This window comes from Rhizobium sp. CB3171 (assembly GCF_029714265.1).
Lineage (GTDB): Bacteria > Pseudomonadota > Alphaproteobacteria > Rhizobiales > Rhizobiaceae > Rhizobium.
On record NZ_CP121653.1, the window covers coordinates 2686739 to 2708876 of the forward strand.

A 22138-nucleotide genomic window follows, 5' to 3' on the forward strand; every position below is an offset into this window, starting at 1 on the left:
TATCGGCAAGGCAGCAACAACTGGGGTTATAATTGTCTATAGATTTAATAGATAAAAGGAATTCTAGTTCTTTGTGCGCCGATGTCGGAAAATTCCGGTTCCGAATTGCCCGATTTAATGGAGGCCGATCAGTTCGGCGGACAATATGATGAGGATGAGATGATAGTAGTCAAACGCGATTGACGTGGTTCGGTTGGATACCATGACACTGTGCAACGATGCTGATCGTCGCGTTCGCCTCATACGTCTCCTAACGCTGGCAAACTTCTCGGCAGTCGACAAGCGGCGGCGCTGCTCGGGTCTGAACAGGAGTTCTATCTTGGAATTGTGACCGGTCATAATGGCAAGTGGGTGATCGTGTCACTCATGTCCGGAAAGCGGGTTCAGATCGCTGGCGTTGGCTCACCAAGAGAAAGCATCAATCGGTTCGCCCAATTGAAGAAGGCGGCGCCATGGATCACATCGGCGATTTCCAGGTCATCAAGTCCTTCGTCGCGCAACTTTCCGATCTCGTCGGCTCCGAATTGAGATGGCGTTGCTGTCAGTGCAGCTGACGCCCCAACTACAGCATTCCATCGGCTGCCCAAATCGGCTTGAAGACCCTCATCCAACAGACGCTGCACGTCATCCGTTCGCTTGGAATGATGGGAGGCAAAACGGGAGTGCACCGAGGCGCAGAAAATGCAGCCATTCGTTCGCGATGCCGCCGTAGCAGCCAGTTCGCGCTCGGCTCGGGGAAGGCCCTCCGAAACATTGTAGAAGATATCCTTGTCCGTTTTGGTGCGGGCCTGGAGAATATCGGGGTCGCGCACCAGCAGCATGAAATAGGGCGATTTCGCACGCGACGCATCTACAAGACCGGCCCAATGACGCTCGGTCAGATCGGCTTCGTCAATTGGCTGCAGCCATGGCGTCCAGCCGATTTCAGCTTGGGTAAAGGCATTCGGCCGGTCTGCGATTTCGGGATGAATGACGGTTTCGGTCATGAAAGGATTCCTTGTTCGTGCGACTAGGCTTGCGCGACCTGTCCGATATTGGCCGAGTTTTTCGCAAGCGCCCTCAGCCCGGCGACCACCCTGATCTGAAACGCCAGAAATGCCGTGATCTGTGACAAGGTGACAATGCCTGTGGTCGTCCAGCCGGCGTCGTGCAGCTTCTGCAGCGCCGCAGCACTTGCCTCCCTCGGACGGAAGACCAGAAGATGGCTGTGTTCGAGCGCCGCGCTGAGCTTCAGGTCCAGAAGTTTCCGCCTTTCACCCGAAACCTCATAGACGAGGCCCGGCCGGTCCTCGCGGGAAAGCGGGCCAGCCGGATAATGGCCGTAAGGTCCGGTCGTATCGCCGGCCTCCAGCTCCGCGCCGATGACGGCAACGAGCTCGGGACCATGCGTCTCATCCCGCAACTTGGAAGAATAGAAATTCGCAATCTCCGGTGCCTTGTGGAGGCCGGCAACAAAGGCGGCGACGGCAAAGCGCTCCGCCGGGGTCACGCTTCCCCAATGCTCGGGCTCGAAAAGAGCTTCATAGCTCTTCTGGGCATTGAGGCGCGTCTCGGGCCGTCGTGCCCGAAGGCCGTCAAGATCGGACCCAGGATCTATTCCTGCAAGGAAATCGATGACGTCTCTGGTCTGCAAAGTCATGGTCGATGCCTTTTCTTCGGATGCCGCCATTAGGCTTGCGCCGCGAAGCGGCGTTCATTTCCGGTGGGACGCTGCTGCACCCAACCAAGCGCTGGGGCGACATGAGCAGCCGTCAGTTCCAGCGAGCGTAGGATATGTCCATGCGGCGGATCGACGGAATGCACCTGAAAGACCAGGTCCGTGACCCTCGCCAATGCCGTGTCTGCCTGAAGCGATGCGATAACGTCCTCAGGGGTGCCGACGTGAACATCGAATGTTCTAATCAAATCAGCCGTGGTTTCGCCTGGGATCACAAAGCCCGTTGCCTTGAAGTGTTCGACGATCCGCCTCAGGCCGATATCGGCAAAATGAAGAGCCTCTTTCCTGCTGTCGGCGACAAAGAGGCTCCGCGAACCCAATATTCGCGGTTGACGCCCTGCCGGCAACGCCGACAGATAGGCATCGATGATCGGGCCTTGCAGGTCCCAGAGCTTGGCGTCCGGCGTCTCGGCCGGCCGCGGCTGTGTGCGCGACAACATCAACCCGTCGCCATCGCGGCCTGTACGCAAGCCGCCGCCAACGGAAAATGTCGCCTGCCAGACATGGTCGCGCAGATGCGGCGCTGCCGGATAGAGGCGGTTGCCGCCCGTAAGCTCTCCGCCCGCCCAGGCATCGCGCACCAGAGCAAGATGATTGCCATAGACCTCCGAGCGCTGGCTGCTTTCCAGACCAAAGGGAAGGAAGGCCTGCGGGGTACCGCCCGTGCCGAAGCCGACCTCCAGCCGCCCGTCGAGCAGCTTGTCTAGCACGGCTGTATCTTCGGCGACCCGCACCGCGTTCTCCATCGGCAGCGTAATGACACCCGTCCCCAAACGAATATGCGAGGTCTGCGGGGCCAGGGCGGCGAGAAACACCAATGGCGCAGGCAAGCCGCCTTCGTCTCCGTTGAAGTGATGCTGCGCCACCCAGGCCGTGTCGAAGCCATGCTTTTCGGCGTGGATGATCTGCTCGGCAACCAGCCTGTAGCGGGTTCCAGCATCCACCTGGTCTAGGACCCGACTGAAGAAGCCCAGTCTCTTCGGTAATGTTGGCGTACTCATGGGATCATCCTGCACTTATAAGGGTGGACTCGGTGGCCCGCGGAAACTTCTTGCCTGGCACCGCATCGATCAGCTCGCGCGTGTACGGGCTCCTGGGATCGGAAAAGACGTCTTCGACGCGACCCGTCTCGACCAACTGCCCGGCGTTCAGCACCGAGACAGTGTCCGCGATCTGTCGCACGACGGCGAGATCGTGGGAGACGAACAGATAAGTCAGCCCAAGCTCGCGCTGCAGCTCGTCCAAGAGATCGAGGATCTGCGCCTGTACCGTTACGTCAAGCGCGGACACCGCCTCATCGAGCACCAGGATCTGCGGGTCGAGCACCAGGGCACGCGCAATCGCGACGCGCTGGCGCTGCCCTCCCGAGAGGGCATGTGGCCGACGTTGCGATATGTCGACTGGCAGCCTGACCTTGTCGAGCGTGGCCGCCACCTTCGCCAATCGCTCACGCCGGGATAGTCGTTCGAAATTCAGCAACGGCTCCTCCACGATCCTTGCAATTGTCTGGCGCGGATCGAGCGAACCATAGGGATTTTGATAGACGAGCTGGATCTTCTTGCGCAGCAGCCTCAACGTTTCGCCGCGCAACGAAGACAGGTCGAGCCCGTCGATCAGCACCTGCCCTGAGGTCGGCTTCTGAAAGGCGGAAACGATCCTTATCGTCGTCGTCTTGCCGGAGCCGGATTCGCCGACGATTGCGTGGGTGCTGCCGCGGCGAACACGAAAAGAGACATCGTCGACCGCCCGGAAACTGCCGCTGCTACCGGTACCGAAATCCTGCACCAGCCTATCGACCACGACGATGTCGTCGGTCGGCGCGACGGATGCAACCGGGTGTGCAGGCGAGGCCTTTGGCCGCGCATTCAACGACGGCGCGTCGGCAAGCAGACGGCGCGTATAGCTGCTTTGCGGGTTTGCGAGGATATCGGCCGTGCGTCCCTGCTCTTGGATGCGGCCGTGCTGCAAGACGATCAGCCTGTCGGATCGATCGGCAGCAACCCCGAGGTCGTGGGTCACCAGAAGGACCGCTGTGCCATATTCCCGTCTCAGATCGTCGATCAGATCAAGAATGTGCCTCTGCACCGTGACATCCAAGGCACTGGTGGGTTCGTCGGCGATGATCAGCGAAGGTTTCAACGCAATGGCAATGGCGATCAACACGCGCTGACGCATGCCGCCGGAGAGCTCATGCGGATATTGCCCGGCACGCAATTGAGGCTGGCTGAGGCCGACACGTTCCAGCAATTCGATCGCTTGAACGCGAGCAGCCGCTCCAAAGGTCCTGCCATGCACCGTCAGGATTTCGGCGACCTGTTCGCCGATCGTCCTCACCGGATTGAGCGAATTGCCCGGATCCTGCGGCACGAGGCTGATGATGGAACCACGAATGCCGTCCAGTCGCTTTTGCGGCCAGCCAGCAATATCCTGACCATTCAGGCGGATGGTTCCTTGCTGGAGAAAGCCACCTTCGGGCAGAAGGCCGATCAGCGCCTGTGCCGTGGAGCTCTTGCCGGAACCGGATTCGCCGACGAGGGCGACCACTTCGCCGGCGCGAACCTCAAAGTCAATATCGTGGACAACCGTGCGCTGGCCGCTCTTGTCGCGATAGGCAACTCTGAGGCCCGAAACATCGAGGATCGGTGCACCGTTTTCCCCAATCGTTCCAATGATTGGAGCCGTCATTTCCCGATGCTCCCGATTGCCCGGCTGATGCGATTGATGGAAATGACCACCAGGACGACGACAAGACCGGGCGCCGCGGTCAACCACCAGGCGGTTGCGATATAGTTGCGTCCTTCGGCGATCAGCAGGCCCCATTCCGGTGTCGGTGGCGGGGCGCCATAGCCGAGAAAGCCGAGCGTCGCGAGCTGCAGGATCGCCCAGCCGGCCTGGAGTGCCGCAAAGGCGATCACCGAGGTCAGTGAATTCGGCAGGATGTGACGCCAAAGCACCTTGAGGAATGTCCCGCCGCTTCCGAAGGCGGCCTCGACATATTCGCTTCGGCGCACCGTCACGACTTCGGAGCGAACCAATCGGGCAAACTTGGCGATCAGCGTGCAGCCGACCGCGATCGCGGCGTTGACGGTGCCGAAACCGAGCAGAACGATGATGCTGAGCGACAAGAGAAGATCCGGTATCGACAGCATGACATCGACCAGCCTCATGATGACCGTCTCAATCCTGCCGCCGAACGATCCGGCAAGCACGCCGAGCGTCGTGCCGGCCACAAGCGCGATGCCAACGGCAGCGAGCGCGCCCGATAGCGAGTGGATAGCACCATGGACGATGCGGGCATAGAGATCTCGCCCAAGCGAATCCGTGCCCAGGAGATGGGTGGCACTGGGCGGTCGTAGATGTTGTCCGGGCAGGCCCTGGACAGGGTCATAAATCGTAAAAAGGCTTGGGAAAAGTGCCCAAAGGACAGCCAGTGCGAGGATGAGGCTCCCAAGGAGGAGACCAGGCTGCATGCGCGGAAAACGCCCGCCAGCTCCGGCGTTCTCCTGAAAATCGGTCTCAAGCGTCACGGGCGATACACTGACTTTCCGGTCGGACGCATCGAGGTCTGCATGATGTCGGGCGGTTTCGATCGTCGCCATCATGCGGCTCCCAGCTTGGTCTTCAGACGTGGATCGAGCACGGGATAGAGAAGATCGACCACGAGGTTGATGACGACGAACGCGGTCGCGGCAATAACGACGATCGCCTGAAGAACGGCGACATCCTGGCTGTCCACGGCCTGTTTCGTCAGCCCGCCGATACCATTGAGGCCGAAGACCGTTTCGGTGATGACCGCGCTGGCGATCAGCTCTCCGAACAGCAAGCCGGCAACGGTTAAAACCGGCAGCAGCGTGTTCTTGGCGACATGCCGCCACAGGACTTTGGCATGCGAAAGTCCCTTGGCCCGTGCCACGGGCACGAAGGGCTTCGTCAGGACCTCGTCTATGTTCTTCAGCAATATCTGCGCGAGCGGCGCCGAAATCGGCACCGCGACCGTCAGGATGGGCAGGAAAAGACCCTCCCATGGACCCGGATTGATGACCGGCACGAGGCGAAGCCGGAAAGAGAATATCTGAATGAGCATGATGCCGAGCCAGAAGGTCGGCACCGATATGAACAGCGACGGAATGGATTGGATCAGGCCACGCAGCCAGGCAAGACCGGAAAGATTGCAGGCGATTGCAATCAGAACGGCAAGAAGCGTCGCCACCACAAACCCCGATGCTGCAAGCAGAAGGGACGGTGGCAGGTTGGTGGCAAGCAGCGAGCTCACCGGAACGCCTGCCTGCAGGGAATAGCCGAAATCCCCCGTCAGAAAATTCCAGACCGCATGGGCATATTGGTGCAGGAACGATCCGTCGGCGCCATAAGCCGCCCTGATATCGGCAAGCTGCTCGGGGCTCAGCCCGTAATCCGGGTTCTGGAATTTGATCAGCACCGCGTCGCCTGGCAGCGACTGCAGCAACACGAACGAAACGCTGAAAGCCGCCCACAAGACGAACAGGGCCTGCCCGAACCTTGATAATATGTATCTTGCCATGCCACTACCATGTCTTCGCGCCAGGAGGCCCGGCACCACGCCGGGCCAGTCCCTTTTTGCTCAATGTTCGGCAAGCCAGGTGCTGTAGAAGGACGGGCGTCCCACAGCCTCGAACGCCACTCCCTTGACGTACGGTGCACCTGCAAAAACCTGAGGTTCCTCGAAGAACGGGATGACGTAAGCCTGATCCAGCAGATATTCCTGCGCGGCCTTGGCCGCAGCCAACCGCTTGCTGCGATCGGTTTCGGAAGCGACGGTCTCGAGGATGCCGTTCAGCTTGTCGTCGAAGAAGGTCGCCTTGGGATTGAGACCGCTCTTCTGCAGCAGAGCATCCCGGTTCTTGGGATAAAACTGGCTCTTGACGACGTCGGGATCGGCACGGCCGACTTCGGCAACAACCAACGGGGTCTTCGCAGGATCGACGTTGTCGGTCACGACATTTCCCGATGTGCCGGCAAGAACCTGCAGCTTGACGCCGATCTTCGCCCATTGCTGAGCGACCAGCTGCAGAACGGCCTTGTTCTGTGGCTGCGGCAGGGATTCATAGACAGCAAGCGAAAGCGGCTTGCCGTCCTTCTGGCGAATGCCGTCCGCCCCCTTCTTCCAGTCCGCTTCGTCGAGAAGCTTTTCGGCGGCCACCGGATCGTAACTCAGCTTCGATGAGAGATCCGCGTATCCGGCCGCGGCCGATGAAATGACCGACTTTGCTTGCGGATAATTGGCTGAAAACAGCGTATCGACGATTTCCTTGTTGTTCGTCGCATGCAGAAGCGCCTGACGGACCTTGATGTCGGCAACGAGCGGATTATCGGGCCGGAAGGCAACGCTGTCGTTCACACCGCGCGTCGGTGCCGCATAGATCGCGAAACTCTGATCGGCGACCTGCTTTTCGTCATACGCCTGGAGCTGACGAATGAAATCAGCCTGGCCGGATAGCAAGGCACCGATGCGCACGCTGTCCTCGCCGGTGACGATGTACCTGATGCCGTCCAGATAGGCCCGGCCCTGATGCTCCAGCTTGCTCGGACCCCAATTGTAATCCGTGCGCGCCTTCAGCGCGAGCTGCTTGCCGAGCGTCTCGCTCTCGACGACGAAGGGGCCGGAACCGATGATCTTCGTAGCATCGCCCAGCTGATCAAAGGGGAGCGCGAGTGTTTTCAGCGAAACCAGGCCAGAGCCGATCACCGACGTCCCCTGCAGGAAGCCGGGAGATGGCTTCTTGAAATAGAACTTGACGGCATAGGGATCGACAACTTCGCTATGGTCGTAGTTGTTGATGACCTCCGAAACCGGCTGCTTCAGCTCCTTGTTGCCGAGGCCGAACGTGTCGTAATTTTTTGCAACGGCGTTGGCATCGAGCGGCGATCCATCGGAAAAGGTCACGCCCTTGCGGATCTTGAACGTATATTCCGTAGCGTTGTCGTTGACTGTCCAGGACTCTGCAACCCATGGCTCGATCTGAAGCGTCTGCGGGTTTTGATAGGTCAGCTTATCGGTGATCTGGTTGAGGATACCACCGTTCGGATAGAAACCACCGGCAGGCGGATATAGGTTCGTGTGTGCCTGCTGCTCAAGATAAATCAGCGTGCCGCCTTTGACCGGCTGGTCATCGGCGAATGCAACCGGCACAGCCAGTAACCATGCCGTCAATAGAGTTGCCGCGTTGAGTTTGGCTTTGATGCCCATTGTGTATAAGCCCCTGTAGGAAAATGCACTCCAACCAACGCCGGACATCTTATTATCTATAGAATTTATATTCTAATTTGCAGGAAGCATAAGAAACGAACACATTGCGATCCCCTAACCAGCGCGATGGCAACGGACCTTGGTGACACCGTCCTGGTGGCTCACTCGTCGAGGCGACGACCAATAGTCGAATCGCTCGCCGACGGGTGAGCGACGCAGCCTCTGTATGGTTTGAAAACTCCCACGGCGTACCGCATGTCTCTGGTTCTGGAGAAACCCGCCTCTCGTATTAGAATGCTTTTTCGCGGCGAAGCGGCGATTTAGCATCGGCCGGAATAGTCGGCCGCATCTGCGGCACGTATAATCCAGCAAATTAATAGATTAATTTCTCGAAACGCTGACCTGCCGCTTATACGAAATTGCCGGGACCACAGCCGCTTGGTTCAGCTTCATATTGGGAGAGACACTTATGGCTGCCACAGCCCAACCACTCATCCTCGATCATGCGGTCATTGGCGTCCTTGACGAATTGGATGCGGCTGCCGCTGTCTATCGCAAACTCGGCTTCACACTGACACCGCGAGGCTATCATACCCTGGGCTCTATCAATCACCTTGCCGTATTCGGCGAGAACTATCTGGAACTGCTGGGATTTCCTCAGGAGAACGACAGGAAGCGCGCCGATCTCTGGTCCTATCCGGTCGGTTTGAATGGATTGGCCTTTCGCACCACCGATGCCGCCGCCCTGCAAGGCGAATTGGGCAAGGCCGGCAAATCCGTGACGGAATGGCGTGATTTTTCGCGTCCGGTTGACGTAGGAGGTACGGAAAAGTCGGCCAGCTTCCGCACCTTCCAGCTCGGCAAGGAGGCGATTTCCAACGGTCGCTTCTTCTTTTGCCAGCACAATACGCCGGACCTGGTGTGTCAACCGGCCGATCAGCACCATCCCAACGGTGTTCTCGATATTGTCGACGTATTTATCGTCAGCCGCGCGCCGCAAGCAATTACCGAATTGCTTGGAGGATTTCCGAATACCGCGGCCCCTCGCGTCAACGACGAGGGCATTGCGATCCAAGTCGGCATCGTCACGATCCACATCATCTCCGAAGAAAGAGCAGCAGCCCGTTTCGGCAAGGCCATTCCGCAGCATTTCGAGGGTCGCGAACGCAAGGTGGCGCTCGGCCTGAAGGTGAGATCGTTGAAGACGACGGCGGACGTTCTGGCCGCCGGCGGCCAGCCGGCCTTGCCCTTCGAGGACGGCCTGTTTGTCGATGCAAAAGCGGCAAATGGCGTTGCGCTCTGGTTCAAGGAATAGGGCGCAGTCCTGTTTTATCCTGAAAAGGCAACGACCGGCTCGCATCCGGGCCGGCCGGAATAAGATCGGGTGCCTCTTACACCGCCTCCAGAATGCGCCGCTGCAGGTCGACGGCTCGGGGGTCGGCAAGCTCGCGGCGCGGACGATCCAGATCGATGTCTATATCGAGGGCGATCGTGCCTTGATGAAGGACGACGACACGATCCGCAAGCGCAACCGCCTCGGCGACATCATGCGTGATCAGGACGGTGGTGAAACCGCGGTCTGCCCAGATGCTCTCGAGCAGGCGATGCATGTCGATGCGGGTTAAGGCATCGAGCGCACCGAAGGGTTCGTCGAGCAAGAGGATCTGTGGGCGGCTGACCAAAGCGCGAGCAAGTGCCACGCGCTGACGCTGGCCGCCTGACAGTACAGTCGGCCAATCCTCCTCGCGCTCCTGCAGACCAACGTCAGCCAGGACGGCTCGCGCGGTCTCCCGCCAGTTCAGTCCGCGCGCGATGCCGACATTCTCGATAACGCGCTGCCAGGGAATGAGACGGGCTTCCTGGAAAAGCAAGCGTACTGCCGGATGAAGCCGATCGACCGTCCTTCCGTCGATCGCTACATGACCGCCGCTCGATGCGTCGAGCCCCGCTATCAACCGCATCAGCGTCGACTTGCCGCCGCCAGACCGCCCAACGACGGCCAGAAACTGACCGGCCGGAACTTCGAGATCGAAGTTGCTCAGCACATCGAGCTTGCCGAAGGATTTTCTGACATGCGTCAGCGAGATCGGTAGGCCACCACCCACCGCGTCATCCGCATCGATCGCTGCTGATATCTCGGCCGCGCTCATCGCTTCGCACCATCGCCTGTCTGATAGGCTGAATGCCAGACAAGGACACGGCGCTCTATCACTCGGGTCGCGATATCGGCCAGCTTTCCAAGCAGGGCATAGACGATGATGCCGAGCAACACGATGTCCGTCTGAAAGAACTCCCGTGCATTCATCGTCATGAAGCCGATGCCGCTGGTTGCCGAGATCGTTTCGGCGACGATCAAGGTCAGCCACATGAAACCGAGTGCATAACGCAGCCCCACGAGGATCGATGGCAGCGCACCCGGAAGGATGATGCGCTGGATCAGCGCCTTGCGATCGAGGCCGTAGACGGAGGCCATCTCGACCAGTTGAGGATCAATGGTGCGGACACCGTGGAAGGTGTTGATATAGATCGGGAAGAAGACGCCGATCGCGACGAGAAATATCTTCGCTCCCTCGTCAATCCCAAACCAGAGGATGACGAGCGGGACGAGCGCGAGGTGCGGAATGTTGCGCACCATCTGTAAGGTGCTGTCGAGAAAGGTCTCGGCCGGCTTCCAAAGGCCGTTTATTACGCCGGCGACGAAACCCAATCCTCCGCCGATCACAAGCCCGATCAAGGCGCGCTGTGTCGAAGCAAGCGTGTGATAGAGGAGCGAGCCATCAAGCAGTAAACGCCAGAAGGTGGCAGCAATCTTCGTCGGTGCCGGCATCAGGCGGGCGTTGACCAGGCCCGTGCGCGCCGCAATCTCCCAGGCGATCAGCAGCACGATTGGAAGCGCCCAGGGCGCAAATGCGCGCCCGAGTTCCCTGACATTGATCCTGCCGCGTTCACCGGCCGAATAGCCGGCCACCGACGTCTCCACCATCAGGCACCGCCCTTGCGCACGACATCTGCGATTGAGATCTTGCTCGGGATTAGGCCCAGCTCGAAGAAGGTATCGGCGATTGCCTGCTGCTGCGTCACCACCGCCGCGTCCAGCGCCTTGACGCCATAGGACTGGCGCTTCAGCGCGATGGCGAGCACATCCTCTGGAATGCCGACGGACGGAGCAAGCTCCGCGGCTGCGGCCGAGGTATTCGTCTTTGCCCATTCGTCGATTTCACCGACCGCCTCAAGGACGATATCAACGGCCTGTGGATGATCGGCGACGAAACTCTTAGTGCTGAGATAGAACTGGTGGTTCGGCACGATGCCTTCGCCATTGCGCAGTTCGCGCGCTTCAATCGCCACCTCGGCGGCCGCCTGGAAGGGGTCCCATATCACCCATGCGTCCACTGCACCGCGCTCGAAGGCGGCACGCGCATCGGCCGGCGGCAGAAACGATGTCTTGATGTCGCTGTATTTGAGACCCGCCTCCTCGAGCGCCTTGACGAGAAGGAAATGCACGTTCGAGCCCTTATTGAGGACAACCGTCTTGCCCTTGAGCTCGGCAACCGATTTGATCGGACTATTCTTGGGCACGAGAATGGCTTCGCCCAGCGGCGCCGGCGGCTCGTGGGCCACGTAGACGAGAGGCGCACCGGCGGCCTGGGCAAAGATCGGAGGCGTTTCCCCGGTGGTGCCGAAGTCGATGGCGCCGACATTCAACGCCTCGAGAAGCTGCGGACCGGCCGGAAACTCCTTCCAGCTCACCGTATAGCCGATCTTGCCGAGCTTCTGCTCCAGCAGGCCCTTTCCCTTCAGCAGGACGAGCGTGCCGTATTTCTGATAACCGATCCGAACCACCTTCTCCGCCGCCGTCGCCGGGGCGATCTTCAGAAGAGGCAGTGTCAAAGACCCCGCCAACAGGGCCGAAAACTTACGTCTTGAAAACTCCATGTGCACCCTCGCAGGCAAAGAAACCGATCTAACTCATATATTTTATGGAGTTTATCGACTATTCGAGGCGCTACGTTCTAAGCTTAGCCGCACGGGTAGTTTTTTATCCTAAGTTGATGCCTAGATATCTGTACGAGCGCCGTGAAAGCGAAATCGCCAGCGTCTGCGAAGACTGCGCCGCGATCGATCCATGCCAGAATAATCAATGCTCGGATTTCCGGGTGGTCCGGCGGCTTCTTGAGAAATGACAATTCTGACTCTGAAGATCATCATCGGTAGGTGCTTAATACATCGGAGGAGGTCGCAGATGCCGTTGTCGATGTTTGGATCGATGGTCCTGTGGACGGCTACACGCTGCAGCCACCGCGCGCACCCGACGATATTGAAGAATTCGTGACTAAAGTCGTCCCAATACTTCGGGAGCGTAGCGTCTATCGGACGGCCTATGACAACCAGGCAATCCGCGGCCGCTGCAACCTGCCACACCCCTCCAAGCGGTAAAACCGCCCAAATAGCTCCCTACGCCTTGAACGGATTCAAACCAGCGTACCTCTGATCATTCAACAACTAAGTCACTGAAAACAATAGAAATGTGGCGGAGGCAATTTATGGAACTTGCACGCTTTGCTTATCTGCTTCACACCTTCACAGTATCCGAGGAAGCCTAGGCGGCGTGGACAAATTTGAGCCAGTATCTTGCTGTGGCGAGATGGACCATGCCTAGGAAGCTGTTGGCTAGCTGGTCATAGCGGGTGGCGATGGCCCGGTTGATCTTGAGGTGGCCGAACATGCGCTCGATCCGATTGCGCTGCTTGTAGAGCGCCCGATCATGCTCGATCTTCACGCGGCGGTTTGATCGCCCCGGAATGACGGCCTCGATTTTCCGCTTTGCGAGGTCGGCCCGAATCACATCTGCGTCGTAACCCTTGTCGGCAAGCAACGCATCCGGCGTCCGTTCGGGCAGCTCAATCAGAGCAGTATACGCCTTGCAATCTGCGGCTTCGCCACCCGTTAGGTGGAAGGCGATTGGTCGTCCGAGGGCGTCAGCCAGGCAGTGAAGCTTACTAGTGAACCCGCCCCGCGAGCGGCCAAGAGCGCGTCGATGAGTCCCCCTTTTCCGCCCGCTGCCGAGACGTGGGCACGAACCGTGGTGCTGTCGATGCTGTAGTGGCCGCTGTCTGCCATGACTTCCGCGAGCGTCACGGCCACTATTTCCCATACCCCGGCTTCGCTCCAGCGTCGGAATCGACGATAAATCGTATTCCAGTTGCCATATTTGGGCGGCACGTCGCGCCACGGAGCCCCGCACCGAAGCCGCCAAAGTATGCCGTTGATGATAGAGCGGTTCTGCACGGGGCGTCTGCCTCGGCCGCGGCTCTTGGGCTCAATCGGCAGCAAGCCCTTCAAAACGCGCCACTCCGCTTCGGTCAAATCGCCCCTGCTCAAGCCTGCCTCCAAAATACAGCCTTGAATCAATGCTTGCTTCTCACGTCAATCAGTTTCGATTGCCGCCGACCCTTTCGAGTGCCAAAACGATCTTCATGAAAAACATCCAGATCATCGATGGCGCTGCGAACGCCACCTTCAGTGTGTTCCAAGCAACAGAGGGCGAGTTCGTCACCATCTTCCCGGACGGACGCGACATCGAGTTGATCGAAGACTTAATCGAGCGGCTGGGCGAACAGGCCGCAGGTTCTGTGCTGACAACTCTTTGGAGGCGCCCGATCCTGAAGCGCGATGCGCTCGGAATCCATGGCACCTTGTTCTTCGACAATGAGCATCGGCGGGACCATATCCCGCCGTCAAAGCGCGAAGTCGATTGGGACGACAATTCAGTCAATCAAGCCCAACGAGACCTTTTCGCCAAGTACCGCTAATTAGTCCACGCCGCCTAGTTTACGCTTGCATCGCAGACAGCCGTCATCTGATTGACTCGAAACATTGGAGGATTGGCTGAACTACTGCGCAAATGATTGAGCCGCTATTAGCGTTGCAGCGGCACTATCTTTAGAAGAGGCTTTTCGATCGATTTCGCTTTGAGACTTACTATCGTATTTTGTAGATGTGTTTCGACCTCGATAAATTCTATTCCTTCATCTCCGGCTATAGCGTACTGGCAAAGGCCGCAGATTCAGCCAAGCACCTCGACGGAAAAACCCGTGAACCGATAGCCCTCGCCATGGCTGTCATAACTCGATACGATGGCTGCATCGCGAACCGCGTCGAGACAGTAATCAAACATGGGACGACGCGGGAAAAAATCGCCGAGGCTCTCGGCGTCGCAATATCCCTCAACGCCGGCGCCGCATCGTGGCCGGTTCACGTCTTAGGATTTATCCCGTCGTGAACCGCCTTCTTAACATTGGACCAGTGTTGAACACCGTAGACTTGATCGGCCTTTGGCCGATCAAGTCGCCTTAAAGCGGAGAGCGCCCCTTTGAAGATACATGATCCCGAAAAGGATCAGGCCGAACACGATCGGATGAATCCAGTCGTGATGAAAGACCGTCAACTGCGTGGCGAAGGCACCGATGTCGATCGGCACCAGCAGCAGTAGGGCGGCCCACGGAGAGATACGCGGCACCAGCACACCCGCCCCGCCGACAACTTCCAAAGCCCCGGTTAGATACATGAACCAGAGGCCCAGACCCAGACGGTTGAAATCTTCAATCATCATCGGCGTTGCCAACAGTTTCATCATGCCCGTAGCAATGAAAACAAAGCCCATGAGCCCGCGTAGAACCCAAAGCGTTGTCTTCCATCTAGGTGTCAGTACAGAATCCTTAGCCATGAAACTTCCCGTCCATTCCAATTAGCGTTAGTCAATCCAACCTGAAAGCTCATCCACCTCGAATGGACCGGATGAACTTGCTCTGCTTGGAGGTGGCGCGGTTCTCAGACTTGATTCCAGCCGCCATCGACGCAAAGTTCGCTGCCCGTCAGGTAGGACGAGTCGTCGGAAGCGAGGAACAAGACGGCTTTTGCGATCTCCTCGACAGTGCCGCTGCGATGCATCGGAATTTGCGTATGCACCTGGGCCTTGGTTTGTTCGATCATTTCCTCGCTCACGCCCGATTTGCGCGCCTGATCGGTATCGATGTAGCCAGGCGCCATGGCATTTACCCTTATGCCTTTGTCGATGAGTTCCACGGTGAGCGATCGCGCCAAAGAGCGAATAGCGGCTTTGCCCGCCGAATAGACGCTGACATAGGGCATGCCCTTCGTGGTCAAAGTCGTGGTATTGAGAACGATCGAGCCACCAGAGGTCATGAGCGGCAGAAGCTTCTGCACCGTGAAGTAGGTTCCCTTGAACGTGCAGGCGATCGTGAAATCGAATTCTTCCTCGGACATGTATTCAAACATGTTCGGGCGCGCCGCACCGGCGTTCGCGAAGAGGATGTCGACACGGCCGTGCTTTCTCTCGACAAACTCCCGCAGCGCTTCGATGTCCGCCATCTTGGAAATATCGCAGGCGATCGCGCCGGCGCCGTTTCCGATGGTCTGGGCCGCGATATCAAGCCTCGCCTGATCGCGCCCAGTGATAACGACCGTCGCGCCTTCGCGGGCAAACAGCTTGGCTGTCGCCAGCCCCATTCCATCGCTGCCGCCGGTGACAACAGCGACCTTTCCATCCAATTTACCCATATTCATCTCCAATTCGTCTTTGAATGCGCCCGACATAAACCGCCCTATTGCAGGGCGCGGGGGACAGGAGATATATATGAAGTATCTTTCAGTTTTTGGATTCGCTTATCGGGAGCGCTCGCAGTCGCCGGCAACTCATTGAAACATAACGGGCCATGGCCAACTTGCAGCCGCTGCGACCCTCATGTTCGAGGCGGCTATTCAGGTTTGAGGTGGACTTACCCGACCAAACACTGCGCGCCCGGGCCAGCGTATTGCCTCACGGTGCTAGAGGAGCACACCGCGCCAGACCTGATCCTGATCTGTCTTCGAGGAAGCGGTCGGACCCGAGCAAGCTTTGGGTGCCATCGAAGAGGGGCAGGTATTGCACTCTGCGTCCTCATCAACTGTCGGCTATGGCCAGGTCCGAAATTTCGGAATACTCCCGGATGTTACGGCTGATGCCCCAATCTCACGATCATATTGGGATGACGCTCGCTCAAGGCTTTCAACGCGAGCAAGCTCTTCCGTTCCTTTGCCCGATCGTACGTGTAGGTTCCCGGTTCAACGCCATGATCCCACCCCCAACGGGTGTGACAGGCGTCGCCGGTCAAGAGAACCGGACCTTCGGGAGTGCGCGCCACAAAGGAAACATGGCCTGCGGTATGTCCGGGAGTAAGGATCGAAAAAAGCGTTCCGTCTCCGAAAACATCGACGACACCGTCAAACCTGTCGTTTGGATCCTTGGTGAATTGAAATTCCCGGATGGCGGGTCTGCCTTCAAAGAGCCTGTTTTCCATACCCTGGAAGAAAAGGTTCTGAAGCTGCCTGGTATTGGCTTCGCCCATGCCGGTGTAGAACGGGATATCGGTCGGGATATCCGGCATGCCGGAAATGTGATCGAAATGGAGATGCGTCATCAGGACGCCTTTGAGCTCGACACCTTTGGACTGCACAGCCGACAGGGGCTCGTTGCGAACTTTCATCCTGTCGAGTTTGGCAAAGTTGCGGATCACCAAGCCGACCCCGACCCCTTTAGGATCCTGCACGAAGCGCTTTGAAACGCCGGTGTCAACCATAAAGGCTCCGTGGCTCGGATGCCGCAGGAGATGCGTGTATATCTCGATCGGCTCCTCGCGATCCCTGATTCCTGCCTTGACGGCCACCGGGTGCTTCAGATTGAGTAGCCCCGACAGCGGAGCCACCCAGTTCGCACTCAGGATGGTCTCGACCTCGATCGGCCCGGGCTTATCGATCAAAGCCTCCATGGCCGATGAACTAATCGGCCTGCCCAGATTTGCTGCGGTAGTCGGATGCCTAGTCTGCATAAAGCACGCGATACACATGTTGGTCTCCCATTCATAATGATTGCTCCCGATGTGAACCGCGTTGATCGTGGAGCGGTGGGAACCAATCTTATATATGAAGGATCTTTCAGTTTTTGGATTCGCTTATTTGAATCAGTCCTCTATCGCCGCTAACCCCATGTAAATCCGCGCACTGGGATTGCCCGGTCGCGTCCCTTGACACCATTTTCGAGGCAACCATTCAGGTCTTGCCGGGCGACGACGCGACGGCGCGGAGTGATCGAGATTGAGATCGGCGGCGTGACGGTGATGCGGTCGGTCGACGTTCACGCCACGCCAAGAGTCAGGCGGGCTCGGATCTTGGCAACACCGACCGTCCGCGAGCTTGCTCTGGCACTTCAGGATGCGTCGCGCTGCTTGCGGGCATAGGCGTTGAGGCGGGCGAGTTCCTGGAGGTAGATGCGATGCAGCCTGCGCGGCGCGACGAGGCCCTCGACGAAGCCGGCGATGCCCGTCTCGCCATCAAACCTGGAGGTGATGTTCACCAGCGCCTGCTCGCCGTGGGGCGTCACGGTAAATGTCCTGACGAGGCCTGAGTTGCCGATGTCAGTCTGGACCAGGGTTCGGCCGGGCTCCGGCTCAGTGACCTCCATCCGGAGCTCGCGGACGCCGCCGGCGGATTTGATTTTGAAGCTGACGACGTTGCCTGCCCCCACGCCGCCTTCTTCGACTTGGAAGTCGTAGAAGGGGGGCGGCAGGAACCGAGCGTGAAGGTGCATGTCTGCGAGGTATCGGTAGACGTCGTCCGCGGGGGCGTCAATTGTGCGCTCGGCGGACGCGACGACGTGTTTTGCCATGGTCTGATCTCCATGTTTGTGGGTTGAAGTGCTGGTTTCTGTTGGCCATCGCAGTGCGTGGCCGGCCGCTGCGGTGACCGGCAGGGGTTTGTCGACCTATTGCGCTGCCATCGTCCTGATGACACCGGGAAGAACCGCCTTGATCTTGGAGCAGCGGGAACCTATTTTATATACGAAGGATCGTTCAGGTTTTGGATTCGCTTATGGGAAACGCCGTTCAACTGCCACTAACGCCCCGGAAAGCACCGCGTCAGGAGCGGGCGATCGCCACCGTCGACGCGATTTTCGAGGCAACCATTCAGGTTTTGTTGAGCGATGGCCTGATCCGCCTGAACACAACACGCGTTGCGAACCGCGCAGGCGTTTCGGTCGGGACGCTGTATCAGTATTATCCGAACAAGCAGGCCTTGCTTCTCGCGGTGCTGGAGCGACACCTGGAGATGCTGGTGGTCGCCATCGAAAAAGCGTGCGGAGAAAACCCATGCCCGAAGAAAGAGGCTATCGCCGAAACCATTGTGGGGGCCTATCTTCAGGCGAAGATGGCGCAAGCCGAGGTTTCTCCCTCCCTGTACCGCATCGCTATGGAACTCGACGCCCGCGCGCTGATCGAGGCTGCGGCTCAACGGAGTGCGCAGGCAATTGAGGCGCTGCTCTCCAACGTTGCCGATGGCAGTTTCGCCGATCCGAGCTTGCTCGCTAAGACGTTAACCGCCGCCCTGTACGGAACGGTTCCTGCCTTTTGCCACCGGGTTTTGGCGCCTGCCGATGGCCTTGAAGCCCAAAGGCAACTCACAACAATGTTTCGCTCGTATCTTGTTGCAAGCCAATCGGGGTAGCGGAGTGGCGCCGCCCGTCAAAGCCAAGCGCATGCGCCTCGTCATATGGCAACGCTCCGCATTGCCGCTGGATTCATAAATCAATAACCATCTTTTCGATTGCAAGCTTAGAGATGGAATACGAATGGCACCGATGAAAATTCCTTTCGAATACACAATTGAAACAAAAGAACTACGATTTGGTCGATGGATCTATGTCATTCAATTGAACGAGGGCCGAAGCCGGCCCAGCAGAAAATTTCGAACGTAGGAAGCTGCACTCGATGACGCTTCCCAGATGCTCTCCTATATGCTCTCAACTATTACTGTGCTCGTATTTTTATAAGCGTCAGGCATTTACTACTGATGATATCGCCGCGTCTCTCGATGACGCCACCAATCAGATAAAAACCCTCGGCGGGTGTGGCTTTTACCTGCAAATTTCACAATTGAGACGCTAAGCTGCAGTCAGCCACTTCGCAACGTGTCGCACTGCCGGCGTCGGCAGTTTGGACCGATTGTTTAGTCCATCGAACGCGATAGATAGCTTGCGACTTCAACGACCCAAGGCCGTCTTAAGAGCATGCGAGCCGGATTGGTGCTTCTCCACGCTTGATTCCATCACAACGCTTCCACGCCCGGTTGATTTCGCACAATAAAGTGCCGCGTCTGCGCCTTTAAGGGCCGCCTCACAGCTGGTTCCGTTCGTCGCAACCTCGCTAATCCCAAACGAAGCGCCGATGGAAACTTCGCATCCTGGTAGATTCATCTTGTTTGAAAGGGAGGCTGACAAATGTCGGCAGACTTCCGCGGCTTCTACTCCCGATAGGCCCGGCATCATGATAGCGAACTCGTCGCCACCCAGCCGAAAGAGCCTATCTTCTGCGCGAATACCTGCTCGCAGCCTCTCAGCCACCACCTTCAAGAGTTCGTCACCCATGGCATGGCCGCGAGTATCGTTTACCGCCTTAAAGCCATCCAGATCAAGGCAGACGACCATCAACGGTCCTTTCTCAATCAAAGCGGTAAATTCCGGCTGCAGAAGCGAACGGTTGGCAAGACCCGTTAGGAAGTCATGTGTCGCGGCATGCCGCATCTGCCGTTCCCTGCTCACCAGCATCTGCGCTGTCGTCTGGGTGATGCGGATCATTAAGACAGTGCCTGCGATAAGTACCACGCCCACAGTCAGGATCAGGGGCAGCGACTGCCAAAGGATGTCAGAAGCAGGCGTTGGCGGAAGCCAGGACAGAACCTCGACTTCACCCTCTGTTCCCACTGCGATTTCGGCACGGGCGCGGTCTGGCGAAACGGCGGGAAGGGGACTGATTTGCGCGTCGTTGAGCAGAAAGCGCTTTCCGAAGAAATCCTGCAGGGTGCCGCCAATCGGCATGGCTGTGATGAGGATAGGTGCGCGATCGCCCTTCGGCTTGGATGTCCCAAAATCCGGCTGGAACAGGCTGGCCGAAAGGAGGACGGCTTCGTCCCCAATGACCACAATCCGACTGACCGCGAGCGGTGACGGAATGCCAGGTTTTTTCGGTTGATGCTCGCGAGAGCGGACAGTTGTCAGAAGTTCGGAAGCATCCTTCACCATCGCCGCCGGACCACGCACGAAAAAGGGCATGTCCTTCACGGTATCGTCCGTCCGGGTGTAGATGATCGCGTCATGTGAATCCAGGACGACCACAAAACGGGTCCTCGATGTGCCTATCAAAGAAGCGCCTATGTTTCTATCGGCCCACTCTGCGTCGAAGGAATTGTCCAGCTTTGCAATCGCCTCGTCCCAGATGGTCCAGGCTGTTAGAGAAAATTCGACGTCGGAAATCCACAACGAGATATTCCGCTCGACAAGCATCTCCTGACTTCGCCGTGCCTCCGCGTCGATCCGCTTCACACCGTAGTAGGGAAAGGTGGCCATTCCAGCGATGAATAATGCTACGCCGACAATCGCTGGGCCGACGAGCCTGAAATGTAAGAAGCGCATCGCTGCTGATCGTCCCTAATGTTTTGTCAAGTGTACTTTAGAATAATTAGCAGAGCTTACGATCACGTTATCGGGCTCTTTTGAGTGTCGCCTTGATCATCTTACGCCTGTGATCTGAACTCTTCCTTGAGCATCGCGCCTAGTTGTCCTTGCGAAAGATCTATCTGGCACCAATGTCGGCATTGCTGACAAGTTTTGCCGCGCTACGAGCAAGATAAATTTCCTCTCGCCCAGATTGTCTGCTATAGGCCACCCGCCCTGTCGCTGTCATAATCGTGTCACACGTGCCAGCGACCGCCCTGTCATTGCCCGCCACGCGGCGGTGACCGGACAGCCTCTCACAAAGCATTGAGCATTGAAGCCGCGCGCAGTATTTGCCTGGTTCTTTGCGCGGTCTTGTTCGGAAACTTACAATTCCGTAAAGCGATCTGGATCGCACGCTACATCATGCGCTTCTCGCTACGGATCTCGCCATCACACTCTACGCTGCGGTGAGCCCATCGACCCAAAAACCGGGATCGGTTTTTGGGTCGATGGGCAGGTTCAAGAAATTGGAGTGTCGCTTGTACGTCCTATGCGGACACATGGCGCCTTAACTCCAGCCGGCGTAGAACACTCCTGCCAGGATGATGATGCCTAAGACGCCGCGATAGATCACGAATGGCCAAGTGGAGAAACGCTCCAGAAAGCGCATGAGACCCCAGATCGTCACGAAGGCGGAGATGCTTCCGACGATCAACCCGATCGCTAGAATCGACCAGCCTTCGAGCGAGAGATGCGCGCGGTAGAGCTCGAACAATTCCTTCAAGCCGGCAAGCGTAATGGCCGGAATGCCGAGCAGGAAGGAGAATCGGGCCGCCTCTTCCCGTTTGAAGCCGAGAAACAAGGCAGCGGTCAGCGTCGATCCCGACCTCGAAACACCGGGGAAAAGTGCGCCGACCTGCGCCAAGCCGACGATCGGGGCGTCGAGGACGCTCATCTTGTTCATATTCCGTCGATGTCTGCTGTAGAGTTCTGCCAATGCGAGCAGGCCAGCCATGACGATGCAGGAAACGCCGATGACCCATAGGCTCCGTAGGGGCGAGGCGCACGCGTTCAGGGACGAGGACAACAACAGGCCTCCGATCACGATAGGCACGGTGGCAAGGACGATGCCAAAGGCGAGCCGTAGGGCCGGCGAGGACCAATGTCCCTTCCTTACCGCGGCGATCGATTCAAACGCCACGTATCGGACGTCGCTCCAAAAGTAGGATACGATGGCGGCTAGGGCAGCCAGTTGCATCGCCGCCGAGAACGCCGACCCCGGGTCCTGCCAGCCAAGAAGCGCCGGAACGAGCCGCATATGCGCGGTCGATGATATGGGCAGCAGCCCCGTCAATCCCTGAACGACTCCCAAGGCCGCCGTTCGCGTATATCCAAGGGCAACGAAGCCCGTATCCAAGCCTTGCGTGCAAATGTCAGCCACGTTTCAGCACCTCCGTTTCTACTGGTATCGCTGCCCCAATCTGTTTGATTGTCGGCGCCAATTTCCTGTGCTTGCAGATCAAGCTGAAATGTACCTTAAGAAATGAAGGCAATGTCCATTCGACGCCGATGGGGCCATGACATCGCTTCGAAGCCGCCGGCTCTGCACCAACTGATCGGCCTCGTCAGTGATGAAACGAGCGAGAGC

The 22138-nt window shown here is 58.1% G+C and carries 20 protein-coding genes and 3 pseudogenes; 5 read left to right on the forward strand and 18 right to left on the reverse strand.

What is annotated here, in order from left to right:
• Positions 1-181: 181 nt before the first annotated feature.
• From QA648_RS31390 to QA648_RS31425, 8 genes and pseudogenes are all read right to left on the reverse strand, one after another.
• Positions 182-339, reverse strand: a pseudogene (locus QA648_RS31390) (transposase); the annotation flags it as partial.
• 44 nt (positions 340-383) lie between these two features.
• A complete protein-coding gene (locus QA648_RS31395) occupies positions 384-986 on the reverse strand; it encodes an alkylhydroperoxidase domain protein (RefSeq protein WP_104825388.1) in 603 nt (200 codons plus the stop codon).
• A gap of 23 nt (positions 987-1009) precedes the next feature.
• Entirely contained in the window at positions 1010-1639 is a 630-nt protein-coding gene (locus QA648_RS31400) for a CMD domain protein (RefSeq protein WP_283052870.1), read from the reverse strand.
• 29 nt (positions 1640-1668) lie between these two features.
• Entirely contained in the window at positions 1669-2718 is a 1050-nt protein-coding gene (locus QA648_RS31405; RefSeq protein WP_283052871.1) for a putative FMN-dependent luciferase-like monooxygenase, read from the reverse strand.
• A gap of 4 nt (positions 2719-2722) precedes the next feature.
• On the reverse strand, positions 2723-4402 hold the full coding sequence (locus QA648_RS31410; protein WP_283052874.1) for an ABC transporter ATP-binding protein: 1680 nt from the start codon (positions 4400-4402) through the stop codon (positions 2723-2725).
• Entirely contained in the window at positions 4399-5316 is a 918-nt protein-coding gene (locus QA648_RS31415; protein ID WP_283052875.1) for an ABC transporter permease, read from the reverse strand. Before QA648_RS31415 ends, QA648_RS31410 begins: the two co-directional genes overlap by 4 nt.
• On the reverse strand, positions 5316-6257 hold the full coding sequence (locus QA648_RS31420) for an ABC transporter permease (RefSeq protein WP_104825383.1): 942 nt from the start codon (positions 6255-6257) through the stop codon (positions 5316-5318). Before QA648_RS31420 ends, QA648_RS31415 begins: the two co-directional genes overlap by 1 nt.
• A 60-nt stretch (positions 6258-6317) precedes the next feature.
• The gene (locus tag QA648_RS31425; RefSeq protein ID WP_283052877.1) at positions 6318-7943 is read right to left on the reverse strand and encodes a TIGR04028 family ABC transporter substrate-binding protein; all 1626 of its coding nucleotides are present in this window, start codon (positions 7941-7943) and stop codon (positions 6318-6320) included.
• A gap of 469 nt (positions 7944-8412) precedes the next feature.
• Here QA648_RS31425 and QA648_RS31430 point away from each other — a divergent pair, with 469 nt between their 5' ends.
• Positions 8413-9258 carry a VOC family protein gene (locus QA648_RS31430; protein WP_283052878.1) on the forward strand — a complete coding sequence of 282 codons (846 nt, stop codon included), beginning with the start codon at positions 8413-8415 and terminating at the stop codon, positions 9256-9258.
• A gap of 76 nt (positions 9259-9334) precedes the next feature.
• Here QA648_RS31430 and QA648_RS31435 read toward each other — a convergent pair whose 3' ends face one another.
• From QA648_RS31435 to QA648_RS31445, 3 genes are read right to left on the reverse strand one after another with little or no spacing between them, the layout of a single operon-like run.
• Positions 9335-10093 carry an ATP-binding cassette domain-containing protein gene (locus QA648_RS31435; RefSeq protein WP_283052879.1) on the reverse strand — a complete coding sequence of 253 codons (759 nt, stop codon included), beginning with the start codon at positions 10091-10093 and terminating at the stop codon, positions 9335-9337.
• Entirely contained in the window at positions 10090-10926 is an 837-nt protein-coding gene (locus tag QA648_RS31440; RefSeq protein WP_283052880.1) for an ABC transporter permease subunit, read from the reverse strand. The genes QA648_RS31435 and QA648_RS31440 overlap by 4 nt, the downstream gene beginning before the upstream one ends.
• The gene (locus tag QA648_RS31445; protein WP_283052882.1) at positions 10926-11879 is read right to left on the reverse strand and encodes a sulfonate ABC transporter substrate-binding protein; all 954 of its coding nucleotides are present in this window, start codon (positions 11877-11879) and stop codon (positions 10926-10928) included. The genes QA648_RS31440 and QA648_RS31445 overlap by 1 nt, the downstream gene beginning before the upstream one ends.
• A gap of 258 nt (positions 11880-12137) precedes the next feature.
• On the opposite strand from QA648_RS31445, the pseudogene QA648_RS31450 reads away from it, so the two are divergent.
• Positions 12138-12380, forward strand: a pseudogene (locus QA648_RS31450) (nitrilotriacetate monooxygenase); the annotation flags it as partial.
• Between the two features lie 163 nt (positions 12381-12543).
• On the opposite strand, the gene QA648_RS31455 reads toward QA648_RS31450, so the two are convergent.
• Positions 12544-13325 (reverse strand): IS5 family transposase gene (locus QA648_RS31455; RefSeq protein ID WP_283052884.1). Its coding sequence is split into 2 segments (ribosomal slippage): positions 12544-13001 and positions 13001-13325, totalling 783 coding nucleotides; the frame shifts between segments, so codons are not numbered across the junction.
• 95 nt (positions 13326-13420) lie between these two features.
• On the opposite strand from QA648_RS31455, the gene QA648_RS31460 reads away from it, so the two are divergent.
• On the forward strand, positions 13421-13756 hold the full coding sequence (locus tag QA648_RS31460) for a hypothetical protein (RefSeq protein WP_283052886.1): 336 nt from the start codon (positions 13421-13423) through the stop codon (positions 13754-13756).
• Positions 13757-14019: 263 nt separating this feature from the next.
• Positions 14020-14226 (forward strand): annotated as a pseudogene (locus QA648_RS31465) (carboxymuconolactone decarboxylase family protein); the annotation flags it as partial.
• Between the two features lie 60 nt (positions 14227-14286).
• Here QA648_RS31465 and QA648_RS31470 read toward each other — a convergent pair.
• The 4 genes from QA648_RS31470 to QA648_RS31485 all read right to left on the reverse strand — a co-directional run bounded on the left by QA648_RS31470 (position 14287) and on the right by QA648_RS31485 (position 17667).
• Positions 14287-14670: a DoxX family protein gene (locus QA648_RS31470; RefSeq protein ID WP_283052887.1), complete on the reverse strand. Its 384-nt coding sequence runs from the start codon at positions 14668-14670 to the stop codon at positions 14287-14289.
• Positions 14671-14774: 104 nt separating this feature from the next.
• Positions 14775-15524, reverse strand: coding sequence for an SDR family oxidoreductase (locus tag QA648_RS31475; protein ID WP_283052888.1), 750 nt, complete (start codon positions 15522-15524; stop codon positions 14775-14777).
• 431 nt (positions 15525-15955) lie between these two features.
• Entirely contained in the window at positions 15956-16771 is an 816-nt protein-coding gene (locus QA648_RS31480; protein WP_283052889.1) for an MBL fold metallo-hydrolase, read from the reverse strand.
• 437 nt (positions 16772-17208) lie between these two features.
• Entirely contained in the window at positions 17209-17667 is a 459-nt protein-coding gene (locus tag QA648_RS31485) for an SRPBCC family protein (protein ID WP_283052891.1), read from the reverse strand.
• A gap of 203 nt (positions 17668-17870) precedes the next feature.
• Between QA648_RS31485 and QA648_RS31490 the strand changes: the two genes are divergently transcribed.
• Entirely contained in the window at positions 17871-18503 is a 633-nt protein-coding gene (locus QA648_RS31490; RefSeq protein ID WP_283052893.1) for a TetR/AcrR family transcriptional regulator, read from the forward strand.
• 535 nt (positions 18504-19038) lie between these two features.
• Here the strand turns inward: QA648_RS31490 and QA648_RS31495 are convergent.
• The gene (locus QA648_RS31495) at positions 19039-20466 is read right to left on the reverse strand and encodes a diguanylate cyclase (protein ID WP_283052895.1); all 1428 of its coding nucleotides are present in this window, start codon (positions 20464-20466) and stop codon (positions 19039-19041) included.
• 592 nt (positions 20467-21058) lie between these two features.
• Positions 21059-21931, reverse strand: coding sequence for an undecaprenyl-diphosphate phosphatase (locus QA648_RS31500; RefSeq protein ID WP_283052897.1), 873 nt, complete (start codon positions 21929-21931; stop codon positions 21059-21061).
• Between the last annotated feature and the right edge of the window lie 207 nt (positions 21932-22138).